The organism is Cellulosimicrobium sp. SL-1 (genome assembly GCF_011033075.1).
Classification (GTDB): Bacteria; Actinomycetota; Actinomycetes; order Actinomycetales; family Cellulomonadaceae; genus Cellulosimicrobium; species Cellulosimicrobium funkei.
On record NZ_JAACJC010000002.1, the window covers coordinates 266,168 to 291,009 of the forward strand.

The following is a 24,842-nucleotide window of genomic DNA, read 5'->3' on the forward strand; positions in this document are numbered from 1 at the left end:
CCGCGCCGGGGCACTGATCGGACGGCACTGATCGGACGGCACTGATCGGACGCTGATCCGCCGCTCGGAGGATGGCGACGAGCCGGCCGGGCACGACCCGGCACGGCCGAGAACCGCCCCGAGAGAGGACACCCCATGCACATCCCCGGCTTCGAGACCCGCACCGTCGAGGTCGCGCCCGGCGTCGCGCTGCGCGCCGAGACCGCGGGCGAGGGCACGCCCGTCGTGCTCCTGCACGGCTTCCCGCAGACGCGCCACATGTGGCGGCACGTCGCGACCGACCTCGCGCGCGACCACCGTGTCGTCGTGCCCGACCTGCGCGGCTACGGCGAGAGCGCGAAGCCCGCCGCCACGACGCCCGACGTCTGCGCCAAGCGCACCATGGGCGCCGACGTCGTCGCGCTCGCCGACGCGCTCGACGTCGACCGGTTCGTCCTCGTCGGCCACGACCGCGGCGCGCTCGTCGCGTTCCGCGCGGCGCTCGACCACCCCGACCGCGTGAGCCACCTCGGCATCCTCGACGTGGTGCCCACGCTCGACACGTGGGCCGTGCTGCACGGCGTGGACGCGGCCGTCGCGTTCCACCTGTACCTCATGGCGCAGCCTCCGGGCCTGCCGGAGACGATGATCCGCAACAGCGCCGACGCGTTCTTCGGGTCCTTCCTCGACGCGTGGACGCAGGACCCGGCCGCGATCCCCGCCGACGTGCGCGCGCACTACCTCGCGTCGAGCCGCGACGCGGTCGACTCGATCGTGGCCGACTACCGCGCGACCGCGACGATCGACGTCGAGCACGACCAGGCGTCGCTCGACGCGGGCGACCGGCTCGCGATGCCCGTCGCCGTGGTGCAGCAGGACTGGGGCGCGCAGCTCGGGTACGACGCCGCGGGCGTCTGGCGGCGCTGGGCGCCCGACCTCGAGCACCTCACGACGACGGCCGGCCACTTCCTGGCCGAGGAGGCGCCGGGAGACGTGGCCGCGGTCGTCCGGTCGCTCGCGCGGCGCTGACCGCCCGGCCCGGCGCCTACCGCAGGAGGGACACGACGCGCCGGGCCCGGTCCGGGCTCGGCGCGGTGCCCTCCTCGACGACCCGCCGGGCGAGCTCCCGGAGACGCACGTTGCGGTCGTTCGAGACGCGCTTGAGGAGCCCGAACGCCTGCTCCGTCCCCACCCCGAGCGCGGCGGCGACGACTCCCTTGGCCTGCTCGATCGGCCCGCGGCTGCGGGCGGCGGCCGCGATGTCGCGCTCGGCCTGCCGCTCCGCCCGGTCCCGGACGGCGACCGTGACGTCGACGAAGCTGCCCATGAGCTCGACGAGCCGGCCGGTGTCGCGGTCGCGACGGCCGTGCCCGACGAGCACGAGGACCCGCTCCGCGCCGCGCGCGTCCATGATGCGGTGCAGGCTCGAGAACGGCTCCCCGTCGACGCGGGCCCGCTCCAGCAGGTCGCGGACGCGGTCGCGGTCCTCGGGGTGCTTGTGGGCGAGCACGAGCGACGTCGTCGGCACGACCTCACCGGGCTCGAAGCCGTGCAGGCGGTACGTCTCCGGCGACCACCACCAGGCGTCGGTCGCGAGGTCGACCCGGAACTGCCCGGGCGTCGCGCCGTCGCCGAGCGAGACAGGGTGCAGCGGTGCGGGGTTCTCCACGGACATGGGTCGTCTCCGTCGTCGTTCAGCGGGGTGGTGAGCCAGGTCCAGACTCGACTCCGGGGACTCTAGCCCGGCGTCGGTTTCCTGCAACCGGTCCGGGGACTGCCCGTGACGGAGTGCGTCGGAGCGTCGGCCCATCGCCGACGAGCGAGTGCGGGGTGCGCTGTCAGACTGACCGTGCGCGAGGTAGGGAGGCACACCGTGGGCGCCGCGCCGGATCTGTTGGAGCTGCTCTCGCGCGCGCTCTCCCGGGCCGACCGCAGCCTGCCCCTGGCCACGCGGTTGTGCCAGGCGTCCGCGACCGTCCTCGGAGCCAGGAGCGCGGCGCTGACGGTCGCGCCGACGGCGGACGACCGGCTCACCGTGTCCACGGCGGACGGCCTCGCGGCCCGGATCGAGGGGCTGGGCGAGGTGATCGGCGAGGGCCCGGTCCAGCGCGCCCTCTCGGAGGACCACATCGTCGTCAGCGGGGCCGACGACAGCCGCGACGAGCACGACTTCCCCGTCTTCTCCCACGCGGTCGAGGCGATCACGGGCCCGGGCGCGTACCACGCCGTGCCGATGCACGCGGGCGGGAGGGTCGTCGGCGTGCTGAGCCTCGTCACCTCCTCCCGGACGCTGGCGCGGGGACCGGAGGACGTGCAGCTCCTCGCCGACACCATCGGGCTCTCCCTGCTGGGCGACCTGGACTCGTTGGACTGGGCGCCCCGCGCGGAGGTCCACCAGGCGACCGGCATGGTCACCGCCCAGCTCCGCATCCCGCCCGGCGACGCGCTCGCGGTGCTCCGCGCGCACGCCTACGCCCGGTCCACGACGCTCGACGACGTCGCCGAGGAGGTCGTCACGAGGCGGCTCAGCTTCGCCTACGACGAGGAGCACGCCGTCCAGACGCTCCGGACCGATGACGGCTGACCTCAGGCTCTCGACAGCCGCACAGGCCCCGCGCCACCGGTCGCCGTAGGCTCGACGACGTCCCGACCGCCACCCGCCCACCCCGAGGAGCCCCCGTGCGCGCGACCGTCATCCACGCCCCGTACGACGTCCGCGTGGAGCAGCGCGACGACCCGCGCCTGCTCGCGCCGACCGACGCGATCGTGCGCGTCGAGGCCGCGTGCGTGTGCGGGTCGGACCTGTGGACGTACCGCGGCGTCAACCGGGTCGAGCACCCCGTCGCGATGGGGCACGAGTACGTGGGCACGGTCGAGGAGGTCGGCGCGGACGTGCGGACCGTGCGCCCGGGACAGCTCGTCGTCGGGTCGTTCTTCGCGTCCGACAACACGTGCCCGATCTGCCGGGCCGGGTACCAGACGTCGTGCGTGCACCGGGAGCCCGTGCGCGGCGCCCAGGCCGAGCTGCTGCGCGTCCCGCTCGCGGACGGGACGCTCGTCGCGACGCCGGAACGCCCCGACGACGACCTCCTGCCCGGCCTGCTCACGGCGTCGGACGTGCTGGGGACCGGGTGGTTCGGCGCCCGTGCGGCCGAGGCGGGCCCGGGCAAGACGGTCGTCGTGGTGGGCGACGGCGCCGTCGGGCTGCTCGCGGTCCTCGCCGCCGCGCAGCTCGGCGCCGAGCAGGTGATCGCGATGAGCCGGCACGCGCCGCGCCAGGAGCTCGCGCGCGCGTTCGGCGCGACGGAGTTCGTCGCGGAGCGGGGCGACGAGGGCGTGGAGCGGGTCCGCGAGCTGACCGACGGGCTCGGCGCGCACAGCGTCGTCGAGGCGGTGGGCACGCAGGACTCCATGAACCAGGCGCTCGGTGCCGTCCGTGCGGGCGGGCACGTCGGGGTCGTCGGGCTGCCGCACGGCGTCGACCTCCCGGCGGTCGACATGTTCTACCGGCACGTGCACTGGTCCGGCGGGCCCGCGCCCGTGCGCCGGTACCTGCCCGAGCTGCTCGACCTCGTGCTGGAACGGCGCATCGACCCCGCGCGCGTGTTCGACCTCGAGCTCTCGCTCGACGACGCGGCCGAGGGCTACGCCGCGATGGACGAGCGGCGCGCGATCAAGGCGCTGCTGCGCCCCTGACGGTGGGCGACCGCGGCTGCTAGGGTGCCCGCGTACCGCATCGCGTGGCGGCCTTCCCAGCTCATCACTTCGCCTGGAGGCAGCCGCATGTCTGCACGTCCCCGTGTCCGGACCTTCCGTCGCGACGACCGCGACCAGCTCACGGACCTCGTCAACTCCCACCTCTCCGCCGTCGTGCCGGGAGCGCGGCTCTCGGTCAACAGCGTGCTCGGGAGCCTGGAGCGCCAGCCCGACGAGCACGTCGTCGACCCGTGGGTCGTCGAGCGCGCGACGTTCGTCGTCGAGTCCCGGCACCGGGTGGTGGGCGCCGCGCACCTGCACCGGTTCACGGCCGGGCCGGAGGCGAGCGACGACTACCGCGACGCCGGTCTCGTGCAGTGGCTCCTCGTCACGCCGCCCGACGACGAGGACCCGGAGCAGTCCGTCGAGGCCCGCGCGGCCGCGGACGCGCTGACGGCCGCGTGCCACGCCCAGCTCGCGGCGTGGCAGGTGCGCGTCGCGTACGCGGACGGGCAGCTCCCGTTCGCGGGCGTCTACGGGGTCCCGGAGCAGTGGCCGCACGTCCGCGAGGCCCTGGAGCGCGCGGGCTTCCGTCCCGGAGAGCACGCCGAGACGGTGCTGCTCGCCCCGACCTCGGCGCTCCCCCACGCTGTCCCCGTGCCGGACGACGTCGCCCTGCGGCGCACGCTCGGCCCCGGCGGGGGCGTGCGGTTCACCGCGCACCGCGGCACGGAGACGGCCGCGTACGTCGAGATCGACACGACCCTCGGCCGCGCCGAGCGGCAGGCCGCGACGGGAGGCACCGCCGAGCTGGTGGACCTCGCGCCCGGCCCGGGGTCCGACGACGCCCTGCTGGCCGGGGTGCTGGCCGAGGCCCGGGCGTGGCTCGAGCTCGCCGGGGTGCACCGTGTCCTGGCCGGCACGGACGCGACGGACCACGAGGAGATCGCGCAGCTGCGCGCCTGGGGGTTCCGCGAGCTGACGACCGTGAGCCGCGGCTGGCGGCTGGCAAGGCCGAATGTGGTACTTTAGTACCAGAGTTGCGTCGAGGTAGCTCTGCGGACGAGGGAGCAGTACCCGCACGGACAAGACTGACTCAGAGGGGTTGCTTGTCATGGCTTGGCTCGTCCTGGTCCTCTCGGGCCTGCTCGAGGCGGTGTGGGCCACCGCGCTCGGAGCGTCGGAGAACTTCCGCCGCTGGCGCCCGACCGTCGTCTTCTTCGTCGCCATGTCGCTGAGCATGGTCGGTCTCGCCTGGGCGATGACCACGCTCCCCACCGGCACCGCGTACGCGGTGTGGGTCGGGATCGGCGCGACGCTGACCGTCGTCTGGGGCTTCGTCACGGGCAAGGAGCGTGCCACCGTGGCGCGCGTCGGCCTGCTCGTGCTGCTCGTCGGCTCCGTCATCGGGCTCAAGGCGGTGAGCTGACCGTGCCGTGGATCGTCCTGCTCGTCAGCGCCGTCTTCGAGGCCGTCTGGGCGACGGCGCTCGGCAAGTCCGACGGGCTGTCCGTCCTCGGGCCGTCCGTCGTCTTCTTCGTCGCGCTCGCGCTGAGCATGCTCGGCCTCGGCTGGGCGACCAAGCACATCCCGATCGGCACCGCGTACGCGGTGTGGGTCGGGGTCGGCGCGGCGCTCACCGTCACCTACGCCATCCTCACGGGCGACGAGTCCGTGAGCGTGGGCAAGGTGGTCTTCATCGCCGGGATCATCGCGGCGGTGGTGGGCCTCAAGCTCGTGCCGTCGCGCCCGGGGCGGGCGGCCGAGAGGGCTTCCGGCCCGGAGGCCGACGCGTCGGCCGACTCCGCGCGGGCGCCCGCGGGAACGGCCCCGGACCGCCCGTAGCGCGGCGTCGAACCGCTCCGCCGCGCCCCTGAGCACGGGATTCGTCGCTCGGGGGCGCGGTGCGGGAGCATGTGCGCCGGGGCGACGGGGTCATGCAGCGGCCCGGACGCCGCCCTCGAGGCCGCAAGGAGCAGAAGTGAACGGTTCGGCCGACGCCGCCCTCTCGACGTGGGTGCCCTCTCCCGGCGCCGTCGCCGCCGGGGAGTTCCGGTACTACCCGGAGGAGGACCGGTGGTGGTGGTCGGACCCGCTCCTCGAGCTCTTCGGCTACTCCCCCGGTGAGGTCGTCCCCACGACGGAGCTGCTCCTGTGGCACCACCGGGCCACGGGCAAGGACCGTGCGCAGACGCTCACCGCCATCGCGCGCGCCGTGTCCGGCGAGGCGCCGGTGCAGGTGCAGGTCATGCGGGACGCGAGGGGCCGGGAGTGCGCGGTCATCGTGCTCGTCGACGTCGCCTGGACCGACCCGACCGGCGTACCCGTCGCCCGGGGCGTCGTGCTCGACGTGACGAGCGTCGTCGGCGTCGGCGCACGGGCCCAGGCGAACGAGCAGATCGGCCTGTGGGCACAGTCCCGCGCCGCGATCGAGCAGGCCAAGGGCATCATCGCGCTCGCCTACCGCGTCACCCCCGACGCCGCGTTCGCGTCGCTCCGCCGCTCGTCGAGCCTCGCCAACGTCAAGGTGCGCGACATCGCCGAGTCGATCGTCGCCGTCGCGCAGGACCTGCCGGCCGGGGTCGACCCGCGACCGGCGCTCGACCGCGTGCTCGCGGGCGTCCAGGCCGCCTGAGGCGACGCCCGGGCACGACGACGCCCCGGCCCCGCACCGTGTCGGTGCGGGGCCGGGGCTTCCTGTCGAGGACCGGTCGACCGGGGTCGTCGCCGGGCTCAGCGGGCGTCGGGCGACCGGCGGCGGGAGGCCAGGACCAGGCCGGTGCCCGCCAGGACGATGAACGCACCGGCGGCGAGGACGCTCGCGTCCGTCCCCGTCGTCGCGAGGGCGTCCCGCTGGGCGGCCTGCTCGACGTCCGCGACCGGCTGCGTGCCCGTCAGCCCGAGGTTCGTCGGGTCGGTCGTGTCGGCCACCTCGACGACCGTCCCCGTCGAGCCCGCGTAGACACCGTCGGTCGGATCGGCCGGCTGGACCGGGTCGGTCGGGTCGACCGGCTGCACCGGGTCCGTCGGGTCCGTCGGGTCGGTCGGGTCCACCGGGTCGGTGGGGTCGACCGGTGCCTCCGGCTCGTCGGCCAGCGTCACGCCGATCCAGTCCCACGCGGTCGACGGGCGGTCGAGCTCACCGAGCCCGATGAACCAGTGCTGGAACGTCGACGGCGTCCAGAGCCCGGTCTCCGGGTCGACGGAGCCCTCGCCGTGGTTGTTGTGGTCCCAGCCCGTGTAGAAGTGCGGGCTGCCCTGCTGCGTGCCCTGGGCCGAGCCCCACAGCTGGAACTGCGGCAGGTCGGCGACGTTCGTCCCGGCCGGGACGCGGACGAACACCTTCTGGCCCGGCGTCACGCTGTCGACGACCCGACCCTGCGCGTCCACGAGCACGACCCCGGCCGGCATCGCCGAGCCGTCCGCCGTGCGGAGCTCGACGTGCACGTTCCCGGAGCCCCCGGCCAGCGAGGCCGTGAACCCGTAGTCGGTCGACCCGTCGGTGTTGCGCACGAACCCGTTCGAGACGAAGCCGGGCTGCGGCATGACGACGTTGGTCGTGAGCGCCTTCTCGATGAGCCACGCGGCCGTCTGCAGGGTCGCACCGCGGTCGCTGGAGTAGCCGTTGCCCGAGGAGGCGAACTGCTGCTGCGCGAAGTCGCTCACCGTCACGTGGTTCGACGCGTCGACGTCGAAGAACAGGCCCATGACGTCGTGCCCGGTCGAGAAGTACCAGACGGCGAACTGCGTCGCCTCGTACGCGGTGTAGTCGAGGCTCCGCTGCTGCTGCTCGTCGTACCACCCGCGCACGTCGTCGACCGTGTACCAGCCCTGGTCGATGGACGGCTGGTACCAGCCCAGGTACTCCTCCCAGGGGGTGCCGACGGTCGTCACGCCCGCGCTGTCGAGCAGCGCCCGCGCGTCCGCGGCCCGGGCGGCCGCGTCGTTGCCGCCCTTGTAGCCGTTGACAAGGATCGTCTGCTGGGCCGACGTGTTCTGCCAGTGGATGCCGTCCGGGTCCGGGGCGACCGACTCGTCGCCGGACCACGCGTGGTACCAGTACCCGGCGATGTCGCGGTCGTAGACCATGTGCAGCGCGCCGTCGTCGTCCACCAGCGTGTGGTGGAGGATGTGGAGCTGCGGCTGCCCGTTCCACCCCGACCAGTCCTTGCCCGACCCACCTTCGGCGGGCTCGGTGAAGTACCAGTAGTCGCAGGGGTAGCCGTGGTAGTACCCGTCGTGCCAGTGCGGCTGGTACTCCGCGTCGGGGTACGCGGCCTGCGTCGCGCCGAGCAGGCCGACGCCCAGCGCTGCCTGGAACGTCGCCGTCAGGTCGGACGTCGCGAGCTCCTCGGCAGGAACCGCCTCGTCCAGCGACACGGCGTCCTCCGATGCCTCCGCGGCGCCGTCCTCGACGGCGGGCGCGGGCGACACGGCGTCGTCCGTCGCGGGGGCCTGCGAGGGCGCAGCCTCCGTGGCGGGCTCGGCACCCTCCGAAGAGGCCTCGACGGCGGGCTCCTCCGGCGCGGGTGCCGCGGTCGCGGGCGCCTCGGGTGCCGGGGCGACGACCGGGTCGGTCGGTGCGGGCGCCTGGGCGGCGGGAGCCTCGGCGGGTGCCGACGCCTCGCTCGCGGCGGGAACCGTCGCCTGGGCCGCCTCGGGGGCCTCGGGAGCCGTCGCCTCGGGCGCGGCCGCCTCGCCGTCGTCCGCGAACGCGGCGAGCGGGGCGCCCAGCAGGAGCGCGGCGGAGACGGCGGTCGTGGTGGCGGTGCGAAGAACCTTCATGGTGGAGCTCCTCTTGTCCTCGTGGCGGGTGTTTCCCGATGACTCCACGCTCCGCCCCGGGAGGGGTCCTCCGGCACGCCCGAACGGAGGCGACCGCTACCGCCGAAAGTCGACTCCTCGCGCTCGCGCCGCCGGGCCGGGACGGCGGCCGGTGGCTAGCCTGAGCGGCGTGGGGGTCCAGGTCACGCGGGCCGACGTCCTCGTCGCGGTCTCGAGCGCGGCCGCCGGGGCGCTCCTCGTCGTGCTGCGGGCGTCGTCCGGCCTGGGCTGGGCGACGTGGGGGGCGGAGACCGCCGCCCAGCTGGTGGCGTCCGGCGTGCTCCTGGCCCGGCGGCGGCACCCGATCGCCGTCCTGGGCGCGTGCGTCGCGCTGTCCTTCGTCTCCCCCGCCGTCGCGACGCTCGCCGCTCTCTACGCCGTGGGGACCGAGGTCCGCTCCGCGCGCACCAGCGGGGCCGCGGTGCTCGGCGTCGTCGTCGCGACCTGGCCGGTCTGGCGCACGACGGCGGAGGGCTCGGGGCCGACGACGCTCTGGGTCGCGACGGTCATGGCCCTCTTCGCTTACCTCGCCGGGCGTGCGGAGCGCGCGCGCGCCGAGGCCGACCGTCGGGCGGCGACAGCCTCCGAGGAGGCCGCCCGGACCGCCGAGCGGGCCCGGCTCGCGCGCGAGCTGCACGACGTCGTCTCGCACCGCGTGAGCTACGCCGTCGTCGAGGCCGAGGTGCTCGCGACCACCACGCACGACGACGAGGTCCGCCGGGTCGCGGACGAGATCGGGGCGAGCGGCCGCGCCGCCCTGGCGGAGATGCGGCAGGTGCTCGGCGCGCTCACCGCGGCCGGTCCTGCCACCATCGCCCCATCCCGGGCGCCGGACGGCGACGAGGTCGAGACCCTCGTCGCCGAGGCCCGCTCGGCGGGCCAACCCGTCGAGGCGCACGTCGCGGTGCGGCCGTCGTCGCCGCCCGACCTCGTCGACCGGACCGTCGTGCGCGTCGTCGGCGAAGGGCTGACGAACGCCGTCCGGCACGCGCCCGGCGCGCGCACGGTCGTGTCGGTGACCCCCGTGCCCGACGGCGTCGCGGTCGCCGTGGACAACGACCCTCCGGACCGTCCCCCGACCGGGCTGACGACCGGTGGCTACGGGCTCGCGGGCCTGCGCGAGCGCGTCGGCCTCCTGGGCGGCACGCTGGAGGCCGGGCCCACGCCCGCGGGCGGCTACCGCCTCCGCGCCACGCTCCCCAGGAGGACGACATGATCCGCGTGGTCGTCGTCGACGACGAAGCGCTCCTGCGCACCGGGATCGTGCGGCTCGTGGAGACCGCGCCGGACCTCGAGGTGGTCGGCGAGGGGGCCGACGGCGCCCGCGCCGTCGAGCTCGCCCGCGAGCTCGACCCGGACGCCCTGCTCCTCGACATGCAGATGCCCGTCATGGACGGGCTCGACGCGCTCGTCGCGATCCACCGGGAGCGGCCACGCACCGCGGTCGTGGTCCTGACGAGCTTCCTCGCGGACGAGTACGTCCTCCCCGCGCTGCGAGCCGGTGCCGCGGGCTACCTGCTCAAGGACTCGACGCCGGAGGAGCTCCACCACGGCATCCGCGCCGCGGTCGCCGGCGACTCGATCCTGTCCCCCGCGGTCGCCCGGCACCTGCTCGCGGCCGCAGGAGGCGACGGGACCGCGCGCCGCGCCGACGCGCGACGCCGTCTCGCGCGCCTGGCGCCGCAGGAGCAGGAGGTCGTCGCCGCGCTCGCGGGCGGGCTGTCCAACGCCGAGATCGGGCGCCGCCTCTTCCTCGCGGAGTCGACGGTCAAGGCGTACCTCGCGCACGCGATGACCAAGCTCGGCACGACGAACCGCACCCAGACCGCGATCCTCGCCCACGAGGCAGGCCTCGCCGCGGAGTGACGTCCGGGGCTGCGGTCACCCCCGAGGCCGCCGGGGTGCGGGCTCCGCGAGCAGCGGCACCATCGCTGACGTGGGACGTCGTGCGCGCATCACCCGGTCCGGGGCCGCGCTCGGGCTGCTGCTCGGGCTCGCGCTCGGCACGACGGCGGGCTGCACGGCGAGCCGGCAGGAGCCGGGCCAGGCGACCGCCGCCGTCGCCGACGCGGTCGCGCAGGCCGGGTCGGCGGTCGAGACGACGCGGCTCACCGTGCGCCTGCTCGACACCGACCGCGTGACGACGCCCGTCGCGGACGCCGCGGTGCTCGACCAGGTCCGGGTGCTCGAGGAGTCCACGACCGCCCTGACCACTCTGGTACCGCCGGACGACGTCTCGTCCGCGCAGCGCGACGCGGGCCTCGCGGCCGTCGCCGACGCGACGGCCGAGGTCGTCACCGCGCGCGCGTGGGTCGCACGGGAGGCGGGCGGCGACCTGTCGGCCGCCGGGGCGGTGCCGCTCACGGCGTCCGAGCTCCAGGCCGACCTCGCGCGCGCGGCCGACGACCTCGACACGGTGCTCGCCCTGGCGGGTGGCGCGTGAAGCAGCTGCTCGGTGTCGCGCTCGGCATCCTCACGGCGATCGGCGGGTTCGTCGACATCGGCGACCTCGTCACGAACGCCGTCGTGGGCTCGCGGTTCGGCCTGTCGCTCGTGTGGGTCGTGGTCGTGGGCGTCGTCGGGATCTGCCTGTTCGCGTCGATGTCGGGCCGCGTCGCGGCGGTGAGCGGGCGCGCGACGTTCGAGATCATCCGCGAGCGCCTCGGCCCACGGGCGGCGGGCGCGAACCTGGCGGCGTCGTTCGCGATCAACCTCCTCACGCTCACCGCGGAGATCGGCGGCATCGCGCTCGCGCTGCACCTCGCGAGCAGCGTCGAGCCGCGCCTGTGGATGCCGGTCGCGGCGCTCGCCGTCTGGCTCGTGCTGTGGCGCGTGAAGTTCCAGGTGATGGAGAACGTCGCGGGCCTGCTCGGGCTGCTGCTCGTGGGGTTCGGGGTCGCGCTGTTCCTGCTGGGACCGGACTGGGGCGAGCTGCTGCGCCAGGCGGTGCCGCCGTCGCCCCCGGAGACGGAGCACGTCGCGACCTACTGGTACTACGCCGTCGCGCTCTTCGGCGCCGCGATGACGCCGTACGAGGTGTTCTTCTTCTCCTCCGGAGCCGTCGAGGAGGGCTGGACCGCGAAGGACCTCGCGCAGAACCGCGTCAACGTGCTCGTCGGCTTCCCGCTCGGCGGGCTGCTGTCGGTGGCGATCGCGGCGTGCGCGGCCGTCGTGCTGCTGCCCGCGGGCATCGAGGTGTCGTCGCTGTCGCAGATCGTGCTGCCCGTCGCCGAGGCCGGGGGGACGCTGCTGCTCGCCGTGGTGATCGTCGGGATCGTCGCGGCGACGTTCGGCGCCGCGCTCGAGACGGCGCTGTCGAGCGGGTACACGCTCGCGCAGTACCTCGGCTGGTCGTGGGGGAAGTTCCGCCGCCCGGCGCGCGCCGCGCGCTTCCACCTGACGATGGTCGTCGCGCTGCTGCTCGCCGTGGCGATCCTCATGACGAGCGTCGACCCGGTGGCGGTCACCGAGATGTCCGTCGTGTTCTCCGCGGTCGCGCTGCCCCTCACGTACGTGCCGATCCTCCTCGTGGCCAACGACCCGGAGTACATGGGCGAGCACGTCAACGGGCGCGTGACCAACGCGCTCGGCATGGTCTACCTGGTGATCGTCGTCGTCGCGGCCGTGGCGGCGATCCCCCGGATGATCGCGACGGGAGCAGGGTCATGAGCCGGGACGCCACCCCGCCGACGGGGGTGCGCGTCGTGGACGCGCGCCTGCACCTGCTGAGCCGTCAGGTGCTCGACGTCGACGGCGAGCCGGTCACACCGTCGACGACCTGGAGCTCGTCGCCTCCCCCGCCGCGGACGACGCCGCGGCCGACGGCTCGCCCGACCGACCGCCCGACCGACCGCCGGACGACGGCCCGCGGGACGCGGTGCCCGGCGAGCCGGCGGAGGTCGGCGCGGTGCTCACCGGGCCGGTGCTCGTGACGCGCCTCCTCGGCGGCCGCCCGCCCGCGTCGCGCTGGGAGCGCGTGCCGTGGTCCGACGTCGGGCACGTGGGCACGGCGCTCGAGCTCACCGTCCGCGCGGACTCGCTCGACCTGCACTGGACCGAGGACTGGCTGCGCGAGCACGTGGTCGGCCGCATCCCGGGCGGCCGGCACGACCCCGAGGAGGAGTCGTGATCCTCGGCGACCTGCTCGACGCGCGCGTCCTCGGGCCCGGCGGGGAGGACCTCGGGTTCCTCGTCGACGTGCGCCTCGCCCTCGACACGCTGCCCGACGACGGCCCGCCCGCGGGCGGGACCGACCCCGACGACGCGCACCCCGAGGACCGCGCGCTGGCCGAGACGGTACGACGGCGCAGCCGCGTCGGGCGCGCGCGGGTCGTCGGGATCCTCGTGAGCCCGCGGACCGGGACGTCGCTCCTCGGGTACGAGCGCACGGGCGTCACGGCGCCGTGGCCGCTGCCGCAGCTCGTGCGGCGCCGGCACCGCGGCACGTTCCTCGTGCCGTGGGACGACGTCGCGGCCGTCGGGCAGGGCGAGGTCCGGCTCGCGCAGGGCTACCGGCGCGAGGACGCCACCCTCCCCTGACGACGCCGCGCGTTGCGAGCGGCACGCGGCCCCGTGACGCTGGACGGGACGGTGGAGCCAGCCGCCGCCGGCCGTCCCGGGCGGCACGACCGCCCGGCGCCACGGGAGGACCCCATGAAGGCGCTGTTCGTCAGCTGCACGCTCAAGAGCTCTCCGGAGCCGTCCAACACCGAGGCGCTCGGGCGCGTGGTCGCCGAGGCGCTCCAGGACCGCGGGGTCGAGGTCGAGCACGTCCGCCTCGTCGACCTCGCCGTACCGCCCGGCGTCGTCACCGACGTCGGGGAGGGCGACGAGTGGCCGCGCGTGCACGAGAGCCTGCTGGCGTCGGAGATCCTCGTGGTCCTCACGCCCACGTGGCTCGGGCGCCCGTCGTCGCTCGCGCAGCGCCTGCTCGAGCGCATGGACGCGATGATCTCCGAGGAGGGGCCCGACGGGATACCGGTCGCGTACAACCGGGTCGCGGGGGTCGTGGTCACGGGCAACGAGGACGGCGCGCACCACGTCATCTCGGAGGTGAGCGGGGCCCTCGCAGACATCGGCTACACGATCCCGGGGCAGGCGTGGACCTACTGGAACCAGGGCCCGGGGCCCGGGCCGGACTACGTCCAGACCGGCCACGGCCACGAGTGGGCGCGCGAGACCGGGCGCCTCATGGCGCACAACCTGCACGCCGTCGCGTCGGCGCTCGCGGCGCACCCCGTCCCCGCTCCCGGCTCCTGACCGACGACCGCTACGCCTCCGCGATCCGCTTGATCGCCGCGAGCCGGCGGTCCCACGCCGCGCCGATGGCCTCGAGAGCGCGCGCGGTCTCGCCGAGCCGCGTCCCGACGGCCCGGTGCCGGACCTCGCGCCCGACGCGCACCGACTCGACGAGCCCGACCTCCGCGAGCACGGCGAGGTGCTTCGCGATGGCCTGCCGGCTCACGGGGAGCCGCTCGGCGAGCGCGGACGCCGAGAGGTCCGCGCTGCCGAGCTCCTGGAGGATCCGCCACCGGGTGTCGTCCGCGAGCGCGGAGAACACGGGGGCGAGCTCCGTCGCCGCTGCGCTCACGCGTGCCCGCCCTCGGCCGCGAGAGCGCCCTCGAGGAGCTCGACGAGCTCGTCGAGCTCGCTCGTCCACCCCTGCCGGTGGCTCTCGAGCAGCTCGTCGGGGTCGGCGGTGCGCTCGAACCCGGTCTCGACGACGCGCAGGACGGTCGTCGGGCCCTGCGGCTCGAGCGTGAAGCGCGCGACGGTGGACGTGGTCTCGTCCAGGGGCTGCCCCACCGGCGTCCCCCACCGGAAGGCGAACGTCGTCGTGGGGTCGTACTCCTCGATCCGCACCTGGACGTCGGGGACGTCGGGCCAGCTGAACACGCCCTCGCCGCCGACGCGCAGGTCGGGCAGAGAGGTGCGCTGACCGAACCAGCGGCTGATGAGGTCCTCCTGGGTGAGCGCCGCCCAGACGCGGGCGGCCGGGGCGTCGATCGTCACGGTCCGGGAGACGGTGTACGACGCCGCGTCGACGACGGCCGGCTCGTTCGTGGTGGTCATGGTGCGTCCTCTCCGTGGGGAAGGTCTCGCTGTGCAACTCCACAGTTGCACAGCGCTCGGTCGAGCGCAACCTTCAGGTTGCACCTGGCCCGCGACACCTCACCCACCCCCGAGCGCGATCCCCGCCACGGCGGCCGCGAGGCACACGAGCAGCATCCCCAGCGCGTGCACGACCGCGACCGCGCCGCGGCCCGCGAGCAGGAGCCGCGCCCCCTCGACCGACGCCGTCGAGAACGTGGAGTACCCGCCGAGGAACCCGACGCCGAGCACCGCCACGACGTCCCCCCGGCCCGGGTGCGTCGCCCCCCACCCCGTGAGCAGCCCCAGCAGGAAGCACGCCGTCACGTTGACCACGAGCGTGCCGAGCGGCGTCGACGAGCGGTTGTGCCGCGCGACCACCGTGTCGAGGAGGAACCGGGACGCCGCGCCGAGACCGCCCGCGACGGCGACGAGCAGCAGGTCGGGGACCCCCGTCACCGGGCGCCACCGCCCCGGGCGACGCGCCGCCGTCGGGCCGCGGCCGCGAGCGCGACGCCGCCCACCGCCGCCGCGACCCCCAGCGCGACGCTCCCCAGCGCGTAGGCCGCGCCGAGGGCGGCGTGCCCGCCGCTCGCGAGGCGCTCGACCTCGACGACGAACGTCGAGTACGTCGTGAAGCCCCCGAGCACGCCGGTGCCGCACCCGAGCCGGACGGCCCGGCGCCGGCCCGAGTCGGGGCCCGCGCGCAGCAGCGTCTCGAGCAGCGCGCCGAGCACGAACGAGCCGACGAGGTTGATCCAGAACGTCGTCCAGGGCCACGCGCCCGGCCGGGGCGCGAACGCCTGCTCGAGCAGCGCGCGCGCCGTCGTGCCGACCGCTCCCCCGGCCGCGACGAGGCCCGCGAGCGCGAGCAGCGGGGTCCGGCGCGTCACCTCTCCCACGGGGTGCGGATCTCCTTCCAGTCCACGACGGCGAGCGGGACCGTGAGCACGGGGCGGTGCTGGTGGTGGGCCAGGTGCACCGCGACCGACCCCTCGACGAGCTCGCGCACGTGCGCGAGCGAGCCCGGCGCGCGCGACCCGACGACGATCACCGCCGCGTCGACGGCGCGCGCGAGGTGGGTCAGCGCGCGGTCGGGCCGCCCCGCGAGGTAGCGCAGCTCCCACGGCACGCGTGCTCCCGCGAGCTCCGCGCCGACCTCGACGCGCAGGCGCTCGGCGGTGCCCTGCCAGGCGTCGTCGGCGGAGTCCGGGTCGAGGGACGCGTGCGTCACGGACCCGTCCGGGTGCTCCTCGACCACGGCGCGCGACGCGTCGGCGTACGCCGCGACGAGGCGGGACCCGGCGGCGTCCGCCCAGGCCGCCGCCGTGCGGACGACGAGCGGGTCACCGCCCGGGACGACGCCCACCACCACGGCGTGCCCCGCGAACGGAACCATCCGGTCGAGCGCGGGCTGGGGCACCGGCCCCGCGTGCGGCCGTGCTCTCATGCGGCCTCCTCCCGCGGGCAGCGCCCTGCCCGCCGACGTGCGACGAGTCAGGAACCATCAGCCCTGGCGGCGGTTCGGGCGGCTGCGCCCCGGCGGGATCCATCACCGCTCCCAGCGTAGCCAGCGCCGGGACCGTCCGCTCAGCCGGCCTTGGGCTTCGCGAACTTCTTCTCGTCGAACGACTTCGCCAGCTCGTGGTCGGTGACGACGAACCCGACCGCCTGCGCGACCGGGAGCACCTGGTCGCGCTCCAGGCCGTCGTCGATCCCGAGCCGGTACATGATCACGACGGTGCCCGTGCTCAGCATCACCGACGGCGCGTCCCCGTCGTCGAGGATCGCGTACGAGCCCTGGAACCCGGGCTGCGGGACCGCCGCGGCGAGGGTCGGGTGGGCCGGGCCGGTGGTGTCGGCCAGGGGGTCGCCCTCCGGCGCGTCGTTGAACGCCGCGGCGGCGCGCTCGGCCTCCTCCTTCGAGCCGACGTCCAGCACGACGACGTCGAGCGCGACGGTCGGGCCGTCGTCGGACACGACGCGGGCCTCGAACCCTGCCTGGCACGAGCCCGCGAGGGCCTGGATCGCGGGGATCGCGGGGACGTCGTCGCACGCGAAGTCCCGCCGCGCCACGAGGGCGATGCGGTCGCCGTTGACGAGGTAGTCGTTGTCGGAGAAGTACGCCCACGACATCGGTGCGAGCTCGGGGCCCTTCTCCGGGTCCATCTCCGCGCCCGCGCGGTACTCCTGCGCGAGCCACGGCTCGTCGTCCGTGACGTCGGTGTCCGCGGGGTCCTCGGTCTCCTCCGGCTCCGGCTCCGGCTCCGTCGGCGCGTCCGACGTCGCGGGCGCCTGCTCGGCCGTGGTCGGCCCGGGGTCGGGCGCGGCGTCGTCGCGCAGCCCGAGCCACACGCCGAGCGCGCCCGCGACGAGCCCGAACGCGCCCAGGCCGGCGAGCACCGGCACGAGCCACGGGCGACGGCCGCGGCCCGGCGGCGTCGCGTACGGGGAGAAGCCGTACGGGTCCGACGGCGGCGCGGTCGCCGTCGGGACGACCGTCGCGTCGTCGGGCGCGCCGTAGCCCGGGCCCGACGGCGCCCCGTACGGCGCGGACGGGCTGCCGTACGGAGCCGTGGGGTGGGTGCCGTGCGGCGGGGCGCCGTAGGGCGCGCCGGGCGCGCCCGCGTACGCCCCGGGCGGCGGCGGTGCGGTGTGGCCGGACGACGTCGCGGCGGGCGGCCACGTCGCGCCGGTCTCCGCGGGAGGCCAGGTCGCGCCCGTGTCCGCCGGCGGGAGCGTCGCGTGCGGGTCCGGGCCGCGGTACCCCTGGGGCGCGGGCGGCGCCCCGCGCTGCCCGTACGGGTCCGTGCCGTACGGGACCTGGGCGTGGGGCTGCCCCGGTCCGGGCGGGGGCGGCGGGGGCGGCGTCCCGCCCGGGGTCGCGGCGCCGTCGTCCCCGTACCGCCGCGGCGGCCGCATGACGGTCTGGTCGTCGACCGGCTCGTACGGCTCGGTGGGGTCGGACATCGGGCGGGTCCTCTCGTCGTGGGCGGCTCGTGCAGGGTATCCCGGGAGCCGCGCCGCGCCGGTGGTCCGCCGAGCGGCGTCTCAGTCGAGCGGGTCGCGCGCGACGGGGCACGTCATGCAGTGCCCGCCGCCCCGGCCGCGCCCGAGCTCCGCCCCGACGATCGTCACGACCTCCACGCCCGCGCGCCGCAGCGCCGCGTTGGTCAGGGTGTTGCGGTCGTACGTGACGACGACGCCCGGCTCGATGGCGACGGCGTTGTTCCCCGAGTCCCACTGCTGCCGCTCGGACGCGTACGCGTCGCCCGCCGTCTCCACGACGCGCAGCGCGGGCAGACCCAGCGCGCGCGCCACCACGTCGACGAACGGCGTGTCGCCCTCGTCGGTGATCTCGACGCCCGGCGCGCGGTCCGACGGCCGCAGCGTGAAGGTGTGGATGCCGTCGACGATCGCCGGGTGCACCGTGACGAGGTCGCGGTCCGCGAACGTGAACACGGTGTCGAGGTGCATCGCCGCGCGCAGCCGCGGCATGCCCGCGACGACGACCTGCTCCGCCGCGCCCGCGTCGAACAGCGCCTTCGCGAGCTGCGAGATCGCCTGGCGCGACGTGCGCTCGCTCATCCCGACGAGCACCGCGCCGTTGCCCACCGGCATGACGTCGCCGCCCTCCAGCGTGGCCTGGCCCCAGTCCTGCTCCGGGTCGCCCCACCACACCGTCGACTCCCGGTACTCGGGGTGGAACGCGTAGACCGCCTTCATGAGGAGCGTCTCCTCCTGGCGCGCCGGCCAGTACAGCGGGTTGAGCGTCAGGCCGCCGTAGACCCAGCACGTGGTGTCGCGCGTGTACAGGGTGTTCGGCAGCGGCGGGAGCAGGTACTCGAACCCGCCCGTCGACTCGCGCGCGAGGTCCACGTAGCCGGTGCGGTAGTCGTCGGGCAGGTCGGTCGTCGCCAGGCCGCCCACGAGGAACCGCGCGAGCTCGCGCTCGCTCAGCGAGTCGAGGTAGGCCCGCGTGCCCTCGACGAGCCCCAGGCCCACCTGGTTCGGCACGACCTTGCGGTCGAGCACCCACGCCCGCGCCTCGGGGATCGCGAGCGTCTGCGCGAGGAGGTCGTGCAGCTCGACGACCTCGACGCCCCGGTTCGTCAGCTTGTTGACGAAGTCGAGGTGGTCGCGCTGAGCGGCCTCCACCCACATGACGTCGTCGAAGAGGAGGTCGTCGGAGTTCGTCGGGGTCAGCCGCTCGTGCGCCAGCCCCGGTGCGCAGACGAGGACCTTGCGCAGGCGCCCCACCTCCGAGTGGACGCCGTGCTGCGCGGGCGGGACGGTGGACGGGACGGCGGACGCGACGCTCATGGGTGCTCCCTCTCGGTGGTGCGGTCGGTACGGTCCGGTGGTCTCACAGCGACACCCACCCCGCCGCGAGGCCGACGACGGCGAGCACCGCGAGCGCCACGACGACGCCGAGCAGCGCGAGCTCCGCGGGCCCGAACGCCCGCCGCCCCTGCTCGCGGCGCGTCATGACGAAGAGGACGGTGACGGGCGCGTAGAAGACGAACGCGAGCAGCGCGAGGTCGAGCCCGGCCGCGAAGAGCAGGAACGCGGTGTACGCCGACGCGAGGACCGCCACGACGAGGTCGCCCGTCAGGGTGCGGGCGGGGGCGCCGCCGTACGTCTCGCGCGTGAGCCGCAGCCGCAGCGCGTAGAGCGCGGCCAGCAGGAACGGGATGAGGGTCATCGACGCGGTGAGGTCGAGCGCGAAGTCGAACGCGTCGTCGGAGAAGTACGTGACGACGAGGACCACCTGCGAGAGCGCCGTGCTGAGCAGCAGCGCGTTCACCGGGACGTCCTCCCGGCGCGTGCGGGTGAGGAACCGCGGCATGTCGCGGTCCTTGGCCGCGACGAACAGGACCTCCGCCGCCATGAGGGTCCACGCGAGGTAGGCGCCGAGAACCGAGACGATCAGCCCGACGCCCACGAAGACGCTCCCCCACGGCCCGACCGCGGCCTCCAGCACGCCCGCCATCGACGGCTGGCGCAGCTCCGCGATCTCAGCCATCGGCAGGATCCCGTAGGACACGATCGTCACCGACGCGAAGATCGCGAGCACGCTCGTGAACCCGAGGATCGTCGCCCGCCCCACGTCCTCGCGACGGCGCGCGTGCCGCGAGTAGACGCTCGCGCCCTCGACCCCGAGGAAGACGAACACGGTGACGAGCATGGTGTCGCGCACCTGGTCGAACAGCGACCCGGTGTACGAGGCGCCGTGGAGGTTCTCCGCGAAGACCGCGGGGTCGAACGCGAGCACGGCGAGCAGGACGAAGACGAGGATGGGCACGAGCTTGGCGATCGTGACGATCCGGTTGATCGCCGTCGCCTCCCGGATCCCCTGCCGCACGAGCGCGAAGAAGAGCCACAGCCCGACCGACGAGAGCACGAGCGCGAGCACCGTGTCCCCCGCGCCCAGTGCGGGGATCCACGCCCCGAGCGTCGACATGATGAGCACCCAGTACGTCACGTTGCCCACGCACGCGCTCGCCCAGTACCCGGCGGCGGCGTAGAAGCCCGTGAACTCCCCGAAGCCCGCCTTCGCGTACGCGTAGACCCCGGCGTCGAGCCCGGGCTTGCGCACCGCGAGCCGCTGGAAGACGAGCGCGAGCGTGAACATGCCCGCGCCCGCGACGACCCACGCCACGAGCGCGCCCGCGACCCCGGTCTCCTGCGCGAAGCGGCGCGGGAGCGAGAAGACGCCAGCCCCGACCATGGAGCCCACGACCATCGCCGTGAGGGTGAGCACGGTGACCTTCGTAGTGCCGGACGTCATGCCCTGCGCCGTGCCCTCAGCGGTCATGCCCCACGCCCCTCGCGCTCGCGCGCCGGCCCGCGCCGCGCGGGTCGGCGGCGCCGTGCTGACCCGGTCGATGATGGCAGCGTCGGGGTCGGGCCGCGCGCCGGGCGGTCGGCGCACGCCGGCGGCGCGGGCCGTCGGCGACGACCCGCCCCGCGTCGGCGTCCGGGGAGCGCGGCCGGCTACCCGGCCGCGTCGTAGGCGACGGTCCGGGACGACGTGACGTCCTCGCCGTCGACCGTCATCGTCGCCGCGACGGTCACCTCGCCCGCCTCGATCGCGGCCCGACGGGTCGCGAACGACTGGTACGCGCTCCGGCCGGGTGCCACGTCGGCGAACGTCCGCTCGCCGTACGGCGTCGTCACCGTGACGTCGACCGGGACGTCCTCGTCGTTCATGACGCGGACGGCGAGGTAGACCTTCCCGGCCAGGGAACGCGGCTGCGCCTCGGCCGAGAACGCGACCTGCGGGGCGTCGTCGGCGCACGCGAACCGGGCGTCGCCCCACACGCCGTGCGCGCCGTTGATCGACCCGGGCGCCTCGACGACCAGGTCGACGTACTGCGCGCCCGTGACGTCGAGGTCGATGTGCTCCGTGGGGAAGCCGGCCTGGAAGGTCGAGCCCTGGTAGCGGTTCACGTCGTCCACGTCGACCTTGAAGACCACCGACCCGGTGAAACCGTCCTCGAGGCCCGTGTCCGCGGTGAACCGGGTGCACCGGCCGCCGAGGTAGTAGGTGACCTTCGACGCGGCGTGGACGCCCAGGCCCTTCGCGTACGTCTTCTTCAGCGCGGGCGTGGTGTTGATGACGAGGGGCACGTCGGGCGAGGACGCGGAGTCCTTGTTCGCGACGTCGATCCCGATGACGCCCCACCCGTTCGTCGCCGCCGTCCACTCGAGGTCGGACGCCCACACGTCGCCCGACGGCGCCTCGGGCAGGGCGAGGTCCACGGGGCGCACGTCGAAGAGCTTCGCCGTGGTCCCGGCGGGGAACGTCACCGAACGCAGCTCCTTGGTGGGGTTGAGCGGCACCGCGTTCGCGTAGACCGAGTACGTCCCGTTCGGGTACTCGTACCCGTCGGGGTTGGCCTTGTTGTTGCGGCCCTTGCTCCCGACGGCGACGACGGAGTCCTTGAGCGGGCCCGAGGGCTGGATGATCCAGTTCGGGAAGTACACCGACTGCTCCGACGTCGTGCCGTCGGCGTACGTGATCACGACGCGCTGGTCGACGCCTGCGGCGCTCGCCGCCGACCCGAGGAACGCGAGGTGGGTGCCGCTCCCGCCGATCGCGACGGTCTGCCCGCTCGGCGCGAGCGAGTTCGGCACGCCGGGCGCGGCGTCCGGCCACCGCATCTCGAAGGTGTCCTCGCCGCGGCGGACCGTGACGGGCTCGCCCCACGTCGCCCCGGCAGCCGCGAGCGCGTCCTCGGAGAACGACGCGCCGCCGCCGTCGAAGTTACCGGCGTCCTTGGTCGCGACCGACGTGATCGAGACGTGGTTGAGAGCCGCCGCGAGGCTGCCGTACGCGACGTCGACCTGGCTCGTGCCCGTGACCGAGCGCTCGCCGCCGGACGCGTCGCGGTACGTCGCCGTGCCGCCGACGCTCTGTCCGCCCGCGGCCGACCCCGCACCCGGGGACACGACGAACGTCGCCGTGAGCGAGCCGCCCGGCTCGACGGACGCGGCCGTCGTGCCCTCGCCGTGCACGACCGTCCAGCCCTCGGGGACCGTGGGCGTGATCTCGACGTCGTCCTTCGCCCGCGTGCCCGTGTTGTGGAACGTGACGCGTGCCGTCGTCTCCTCGCCCTGGAACACCTGGTCACCCGCCGCGACGGACACGTGCGCGCGCTGCGCGTCCGAGTCCTCGCCACCGACGGCGCTCGTCCCGGTGAGCGTGATCGTCGCCGTCGCGTCGGACCCGACGGCGGCGATCTTCACCCGGACGACCCCGCCCCGGTCCTCGGCGTCATAGAACCAGCCGGTCTCGGCCGCCTCGAACGCGGCGGCGTCCGCGACCTCGTCGAGCGGCGTGCCGTCGACACCCACCGCGTCGGGCGCCGAGCCCGTGTGGACGTCGAGGGCGTACGGGCGTGCGTCGGCCTTGCCGGCGTAGTCGCCCGCGCGCTCCCCGATCGTCACGGCGACGTCGCCGCCGTCCTGCTCGGGCGCGGCGACGGAGAAGACCTGGCGCGAGGACGCACCGTCGGCGTAGGCGCGCGTGACCTCGTCGTCCTCGTAGAGCTCGAAGCTGCTCTCGCCCTGCGGGTAGACGTCGAGCGTGATCGGCGAGTCCTCCGCGACGAGCGAGGCGTTGCGTGCGACCTCGGCCTGCGGGACGACGGCCCCGGCCCGCACGAACAGCGGGAGGGTGTCGAGCGGGGCGGCGTACCCGTCGACCACGCGGCCGCCGTCGTACAGGGCACCGGTCCAGTAGTCGAGCCACTGCCCCTCCGGGAGGTAGATCCCGTCGCGCACGTCCGAGTCGGTGAAGACCGGTGCGACGAGGAAGTCCTCACCGAGGAGGAACTCGGCGTTCGCCTCGGCCCCGTAGGAGTACGGGTCGTCGGGGTGCTCGAGCGCGAGCGAGCGCATCATCGGCGTGCCCGACGCGTGCGACTCGGCGGCGAGGGTGTAGATGTACGGCATGAGCTGCTGACGCAGCCGGAGGTACTTCCGGTTGATCTCCGTGGCCTCCTCGCCGTAGAGCCACGGACGCTTGTCGACCGACGCCCAGCCGCTCATCGAGTACAGCGCGGGCGCGAACGCCTTCCACTGCAGGTCGCGGACGTAGGACTCGGTCGAGCCGCCGAAGATGCCGTCGACGTCGCCCGTCGTGAAGGCCTGGCCCGAGTTCCCCGAGCTGAGGAGCGCGGGGACCTGCCAGCGGACCGCGTCGAGGTTGCCCGCGTGGTCGCCCGTCCACTGCATGCCGCAGCGCTGCGACCCGGCCCAGCCCTCGACCATGAGGGCCGTGCCGCGCGCGTCCGAGTTCGCCTCGATGCCGTCGTGAGCGGCCTCGCAACCGGTGAGGGCGAGCCGGTAGCCCGACCCGACCCACGCGACGTCGAGCTTGCGCAGGCGGATGCCCGCCTCGCCGACCTCGAAGGCCTGGTTGGTCAGCGAGCGCTCGGTCCACAGGCCGGTCTTGATCCCGGTCTCGGCCTCGATCTGGGCGACCGTCTCGGGGAGCTCGACGTACTCGCAGCCGTAGCCGTCGTTGACGAGCATCCAGCCGCCCGGCATGTCGTGCTCGACGAAGTCGCGCGCGACCTCGAGCGCGTCCGGCGTGCGCAGCTTGCCCGGGACGTTCCACGAGCCGGGGTTGCGCGACTTGTAGCTCTCGGACGACCGGTTGTAGCAGTCGGCGTCGCCGTACTCGAGAGCGTAGACCGGCGGCATGTGCGGCCGACCGGTGAGCTGCGTGTAGCCGTCGAGCGACTGCTTGTAGTCCCCGACGAAGTAGTAGGCGTCGAAGCGGCGCTCCTCGTGCGTCGTCGTGGCGTCCTGGGTGAACGCGTACGTGCCGCGCGCGAACGTGTTGCGCAGCACGCCGTAGCCCGCGCTCGTCATGTAGTACGGCACGGCGTTGGGGTAGCCGTCGTCGTCCCAGTCGTACGAGCGCGCGACGTTGATCGTCGCGCCCGTGTGGACCGAGCGGCCGTTCTGCATGCCGCCGCCGAGGAACTGCTCGCCCTCGCGCGGGGTCAGGTGCTGGGTCGCGCTGTTCGCTCCGAAGGTGATCGGCGCCGACTCCTCCCACACGACCGAGCCGTCCGCCCGCGTGAGCGTCATGCGGCTCGTCGCGCGGTCCACCGTGAGGGTCACGGCGTCGGTCGCGAGCGTGATCGTGTCGCCCTTCTCGACGACCGGCGTCGCGCCGGGGAACTCGTCCGCCCCGACGACGATGTTCGCGGTGCGGGCGGGGTCCCCCTGCGGCGTGTTGGCCGGGTCGGTGAACGACCCGCTCGGGTCCGCCTCGACCCGCAGCGTCGTGGCGTCGAGGAACGTCACGCGCGCGGCGCCGTCCGCGGCGCGCAGCGTGACGACGTTCCCGTCCTGCTCGACGGCGGTGATCCCCCCGATCGGCGTGCCGTCCGCCGCGACCGGGACCTCCGGCGTGACGGGCTTCGGCGTGACGGGCGTCGGACCGTCGGCGGCGGCCGTCGCAGCGGGGCCGGATGCCGGGTCGGTCCGCGTGCTCTCCGCGGGCGCGGCACCCGCGGGGGGCGCGAGCAGACCGGTGAGGAGGAGCGCGGCGGCGGCCAGCCCGGCCGCCGTGGCTCGTGCGTGCGTCCCGCGAGCGCGGCTCGCGGCGTGTCGCTGACGTGCTGGCTTCATGGAGCTCCCTTGCCCGGGTCGCCCGTCGCAGAGGTGCGGCGCACGGGCGAACGGTGGTCAGTGATCCGGCAGACTCTGCATGATTCTGCGCGATTCATCGT

25 protein-coding genes and 1 riboswitch are annotated in these 24,842 nt (G+C 74.9%); of the genes, 14 read left to right on the top strand and 11 right to left on the bottom strand.

Annotation, left to right across the window (positions count from 1 at the left end; all coding sequences use genetic code 11):
- The first annotated feature begins 135 nt into the window (after nucleotides 1-135).
- The gene (locus GWJ10_RS03820; RefSeq protein WP_163185312.1) at nucleotides 136-1,008 is read left to right on the top strand and encodes an alpha/beta hydrolase; all 873 of its coding nucleotides are present in this window, start codon (nucleotides 136-138) and stop codon (nucleotides 1,006-1,008) included.
- Nucleotides 1,009-1,024: 16 nt separating this feature from the next.
- On the opposite strand, the gene GWJ10_RS03825 is transcribed toward GWJ10_RS03820, so the two are convergent.
- Nucleotides 1,025-1,654: a PAS and ANTAR domain-containing protein gene (locus tag GWJ10_RS03825; protein ID WP_082774554.1), complete on the bottom strand. Its 630-nt coding sequence runs from the start codon at nucleotides 1,652-1,654 to the stop codon at nucleotides 1,025-1,027.
- A gap of 198 nt (nucleotides 1,655-1,852) precedes the next feature.
- Between GWJ10_RS03825 and GWJ10_RS03830 the strand changes: the two genes are divergently transcribed.
- From GWJ10_RS03830 to GWJ10_RS03855, 6 genes are all read left to right on the top strand, one after another.
- Entirely contained in the window at nucleotides 1,853-2,563 is a 711-nt protein-coding gene (locus GWJ10_RS03830; protein ID WP_163185315.1) for a GAF and ANTAR domain-containing protein, read from the top strand.
- Nucleotides 2,564-2,658: 95 nt separating this feature from the next.
- Complete coding sequence (locus GWJ10_RS03835; RefSeq protein WP_163185318.1) at nucleotides 2,659-3,675, top strand: alcohol dehydrogenase catalytic domain-containing protein; 1,017 nt, start codon at nucleotides 2,659-2,661, stop codon at nucleotides 3,673-3,675.
- 87 nt (nucleotides 3,676-3,762) lie between these two features.
- The gene (locus GWJ10_RS03840) at nucleotides 3,763-4,707 is read left to right on the top strand and encodes an N-acetyltransferase (RefSeq protein WP_163185321.1); all 945 of its coding nucleotides are present in this window, start codon (nucleotides 3,763-3,765) and stop codon (nucleotides 4,705-4,707) included.
- A gap of 82 nt (nucleotides 4,708-4,789) precedes the next feature.
- Nucleotides 4,790-5,104 carry a multidrug efflux SMR transporter gene (locus tag GWJ10_RS03845; protein WP_021482216.1) on the top strand — a complete coding sequence of 105 codons (315 nt, stop codon included), beginning with the start codon at nucleotides 4,790-4,792 and terminating at the stop codon, nucleotides 5,102-5,104.
- Between the two features lie 2 nt (nucleotides 5,105-5,106).
- Nucleotides 5,107-5,520 carry a multidrug efflux SMR transporter gene (locus tag GWJ10_RS03850; RefSeq protein WP_061268145.1) on the top strand — a complete coding sequence of 138 codons (414 nt, stop codon included), beginning with the start codon at nucleotides 5,107-5,109 and terminating at the stop codon, nucleotides 5,518-5,520.
- Nucleotides 5,521-5,656: 136 nt separating this feature from the next.
- Complete coding sequence (locus GWJ10_RS03855) at nucleotides 5,657-6,310, top strand: ANTAR domain-containing protein (protein ID WP_061268144.1); 654 nt, start codon at nucleotides 5,657-5,659, stop codon at nucleotides 6,308-6,310.
- Between the two features lie 98 nt (nucleotides 6,311-6,408).
- Here GWJ10_RS03855 and GWJ10_RS03860 read toward each other — a convergent pair whose 3' ends face one another.
- A complete protein-coding gene (locus tag GWJ10_RS03860; RefSeq protein ID WP_163185324.1) occupies nucleotides 6,409-8,460 on the bottom strand; it encodes a Cys-Gln thioester bond-forming surface protein in 2,052 nt (683 codons plus the stop codon).
- Between the two features lie 169 nt (nucleotides 8,461-8,629).
- On the opposite strand from GWJ10_RS03860, the gene GWJ10_RS03865 reads away from it, so the two are divergent.
- The 7 genes from GWJ10_RS03865 (at nucleotide 8,630) to GWJ10_RS03895 (ending at nucleotide 13,758) form a co-directional block, all read left to right on the top strand.
- Nucleotides 8,630-9,715 carry a histidine kinase gene (locus GWJ10_RS03865; protein WP_163185327.1) on the top strand — a complete coding sequence of 362 codons (1,086 nt, stop codon included), beginning with the start codon at nucleotides 8,630-8,632 and terminating at the stop codon, nucleotides 9,713-9,715.
- Nucleotides 9,712-10,365: a response regulator transcription factor gene (locus tag GWJ10_RS03870; protein WP_061268141.1), complete on the top strand. Its 654-nt coding sequence runs from the start codon at nucleotides 9,712-9,714 to the stop codon at nucleotides 10,363-10,365. Before GWJ10_RS03865 ends, GWJ10_RS03870 begins: the two co-directional genes overlap by 4 nt.
- Before the next feature lie 70 nt (nucleotides 10,366-10,435).
- The gene (locus GWJ10_RS03875; RefSeq protein WP_163185330.1) at nucleotides 10,436-10,942 is read left to right on the top strand and encodes a hypothetical protein; all 507 of its coding nucleotides are present in this window, start codon (nucleotides 10,436-10,438) and stop codon (nucleotides 10,940-10,942) included.
- Nucleotides 10,939-12,168: a divalent metal cation transporter gene (locus tag GWJ10_RS03880; RefSeq protein ID WP_163185333.1), complete on the top strand. Its 1,230-nt coding sequence runs from the start codon at nucleotides 10,939-10,941 to the stop codon at nucleotides 12,166-12,168. The genes GWJ10_RS03875 and GWJ10_RS03880 overlap by 4 nt, the downstream gene beginning before the upstream one ends.
- A gap of 238 nt (nucleotides 12,169-12,406) precedes the next feature.
- Nucleotides 12,407-12,628 (top strand): hypothetical protein, encoded by a 222-nt coding sequence (locus GWJ10_RS19730; RefSeq protein ID WP_241005653.1) that lies wholly within the window; start codon nucleotides 12,407-12,409, stop codon nucleotides 12,626-12,628.
- Nucleotides 12,625-13,038 (top strand): PRC-barrel domain containing protein, encoded by a 414-nt coding sequence (locus tag GWJ10_RS03890; protein WP_163185336.1) that lies wholly within the window; start codon nucleotides 12,625-12,627, stop codon nucleotides 13,036-13,038. The genes GWJ10_RS19730 and GWJ10_RS03890 overlap by 4 nt, the downstream gene beginning before the upstream one ends.
- Nucleotides 13,039-13,152: 114 nt before the next feature.
- Nucleotides 13,153-13,758, top strand: a complete 606-nt coding sequence (locus tag GWJ10_RS03895) for a flavodoxin family protein (RefSeq protein WP_163185339.1) — start codon at nucleotides 13,153-13,155, stop codon at nucleotides 13,756-13,758.
- Nucleotides 13,759-13,768: 10 nt separating this feature from the next.
- Here GWJ10_RS03895 and GWJ10_RS03900 read toward each other — a convergent pair whose 3' ends face one another.
- The 9 genes from GWJ10_RS03900 to GWJ10_RS03940 all read right to left on the bottom strand — a co-directional run bounded on the left by GWJ10_RS03900 (nucleotide 13,769) and on the right by GWJ10_RS03940 (nucleotide 24,741).
- Nucleotides 13,769-14,089: a metalloregulator ArsR/SmtB family transcription factor gene (locus GWJ10_RS03900; protein ID WP_034652607.1), complete on the bottom strand. Its 321-nt coding sequence runs from the start codon at nucleotides 14,087-14,089 to the stop codon at nucleotides 13,769-13,771.
- Nucleotides 14,086-14,571, bottom strand: a complete 486-nt coding sequence (locus GWJ10_RS03905) for an SRPBCC domain-containing protein (RefSeq protein WP_163185342.1) — start codon at nucleotides 14,569-14,571, stop codon at nucleotides 14,086-14,088. Before GWJ10_RS03905 ends, GWJ10_RS03900 begins: the two co-directional genes overlap by 4 nt.
- Before the next feature lie 99 nt (nucleotides 14,572-14,670).
- Entirely contained in the window at nucleotides 14,671-15,048 is a 378-nt protein-coding gene (locus GWJ10_RS03910; RefSeq protein WP_163185345.1) for a CrcB family protein, read from the bottom strand.
- Nucleotides 15,045-15,491, bottom strand: coding sequence for a CrcB family protein (locus GWJ10_RS03915; protein ID WP_241005654.1), 447 nt, complete (start codon nucleotides 15,489-15,491; stop codon nucleotides 15,045-15,047). The genes GWJ10_RS03910 and GWJ10_RS03915 overlap by 4 nt, the downstream gene beginning before the upstream one ends.
- Entirely contained in the window at nucleotides 15,479-16,039 is a 561-nt protein-coding gene (locus tag GWJ10_RS03920; RefSeq protein ID WP_163185348.1) for a universal stress protein, read from the bottom strand. The genes GWJ10_RS03915 and GWJ10_RS03920 overlap by 13 nt, the downstream gene beginning before the upstream one ends.
- Nucleotides 16,040-16,080: 41 nt before the next feature.
- Nucleotides 16,081-16,155: riboswitch (Fluoride riboswitch) on the bottom strand.
- A gap of 24 nt (nucleotides 16,156-16,179) precedes the next feature.
- The gene (locus tag GWJ10_RS03925) at nucleotides 16,180-17,559 is read right to left on the bottom strand and encodes a hypothetical protein (protein ID WP_163185351.1); all 1,380 of its coding nucleotides are present in this window, start codon (nucleotides 17,557-17,559) and stop codon (nucleotides 16,180-16,182) included.
- An 81-nt stretch (nucleotides 17,560-17,640) separates the two neighbouring features.
- Nucleotides 17,641-18,912 carry an arginine deiminase gene (locus tag GWJ10_RS03930; RefSeq protein WP_061268131.1) on the bottom strand — a complete coding sequence of 424 codons (1,272 nt, stop codon included), beginning with the start codon at nucleotides 18,910-18,912 and terminating at the stop codon, nucleotides 17,641-17,643.
- 43 nt (nucleotides 18,913-18,955) lie between these two features.
- The gene (locus tag GWJ10_RS03935; protein ID WP_163185354.1) at nucleotides 18,956-20,407 is read right to left on the bottom strand and encodes a basic amino acid/polyamine antiporter; all 1,452 of its coding nucleotides are present in this window, start codon (nucleotides 20,405-20,407) and stop codon (nucleotides 18,956-18,958) included.
- Between the two features lie 179 nt (nucleotides 20,408-20,586).
- Nucleotides 20,587-24,741, bottom strand: a complete 4,155-nt coding sequence (locus GWJ10_RS03940) for an NPCBM/NEW2 domain-containing protein (RefSeq protein ID WP_163185357.1) — start codon at nucleotides 24,739-24,741, stop codon at nucleotides 20,587-20,589.
- Nucleotides 24,742-24,842: the final 101 nt, after the last annotated feature.